At 40.8% G+C, this 1,245-nt stretch carries 3 protein-coding genes; all 3 read left to right on the forward strand.

The genetic code is table 11. From position 1 onward, the window contains the following. The coding region (locus tag LD39_RS17690) for a stage III sporulation protein AF (protein WP_035550869.1) at positions 1–353 on the forward strand (353 nt) is incomplete at its 5' end. Beyond that, positions 346–963: a stage III sporulation protein AG gene (gene spoIIIAG, locus LD39_RS17695; RefSeq protein WP_035550872.1), complete on the forward strand. Its 618-nt coding sequence runs from the start codon at positions 346–348 to the stop codon at positions 961–963. The genes LD39_RS17690 and spoIIIAG, both read left to right, overlap by 8 nt. A gap of 12 nt (positions 964–975) precedes the next feature. After that, on the forward strand, positions 976–1,245 hold a 270-nt coding region (locus LD39_RS17700; RefSeq protein WP_035550875.1), incomplete at its 3' end, for a SpoIIIAH-like family protein.

Raw genomic sequence — 1,245 nt, forward strand, 5'->3', positions numbered from 1 at the left:
AGAAGAAAAAAGAAATAGTTGAAGGACAAGACGCATATAAATTAGAACAGGTTACCCAAGCTCTAGCAAAAGAGATGGAAGAGCCGCTCAAACAAGACCTACACCTTCAACTGATTAACCTTAATATGAGTTTTTTAAGTGAACCTTACCAAATGGAGACTCTGGACAAGCTTGTGATTACCCTATCTCCCTTAAAGGAAAAATCCCCTGTCAATGAAGTCAACATTTCAATCGTGGAAGAGCCCAGCCCTGAGGATAGTAATGAGGATGAAGAGGTCCGAAAATGGGTAGCTGATCATTTGAAATTGGACAAAGAACAAATTGAAATCCGCTGGGAGGAAGAGGATGAGTAAATGGTGGAGTAAACTTTTGCAACCTTTGTCTGTTAAAGATGGAAGTAAAATAAACAAACCAAAATATTTTATTGCACTGGGTATAGTTGGGGTTCTATTCATCTTGACGAGCAATTGGTTCCAATCGTCGGAACAACCAGCACCAGAAGCCCCAATACAGAATGCCTCAGAATCAAGTGCTGATACAGAAACACCTGAAATGACGGACTCTATCTCTGTTTTGGAGTCTGAATATGAAAAACAGCTCAAGCCCCTATTGGAAAATATTCAAGGAGTAAGCGCTGTGGACATTATGATCAATTTATCTGCTACACATGAAAAAGTGTATGACAAAAATTTAATCATAAGCAAACAAACCACACAGGAAACAGATAAGAATGGAGGGGAAAGGGAGATTGAAGATTATTCTAAGGAAGAGCAATTAGTCCTTGTCCGTCAAGGGGATCGAGAGGTACCCTTACTGACCAAAACGCAGAAACCAGCTGTTAGTGGGGTGTTTGTCACCGCTAAAGGAGTGGATCAAATGAAAGTGAAGGGCTGGGTGGTTGAAGCTGTATCAAGAGTGTTAGATGTTCCAAGTCATAGAATTTCAGTGTTGCCTAAACAATAAGGAGGGTTTCCCTTGGTAAAAAAACAAACCGTTTGGTTGCTCACGATGTTAAGCCTTTTGATTGTTTTAAGTGTGTATTATATGACTTCCCCTGATAATGGAGAAATGGCCTTCATCCAGGAGGATGAATTCGCTGATATGACGGATGAAACGAATGGAGCAGAAGGCATGGACGGTGTTGAAACGACTGGTGACGGCACTGTTATTTCACAGGTTTCAACAGATGAATTATTTGCTGCCATCCGATTAGATATGAAAAACGAACGCGATCAGATGCAGGAG

This window comes from Halobacillus sp. BBL2006 (assembly GCF_000786645.1).
GTDB lineage: Bacteria > Bacillota > Bacilli > Bacillales > Halobacillaceae > Halobacillus.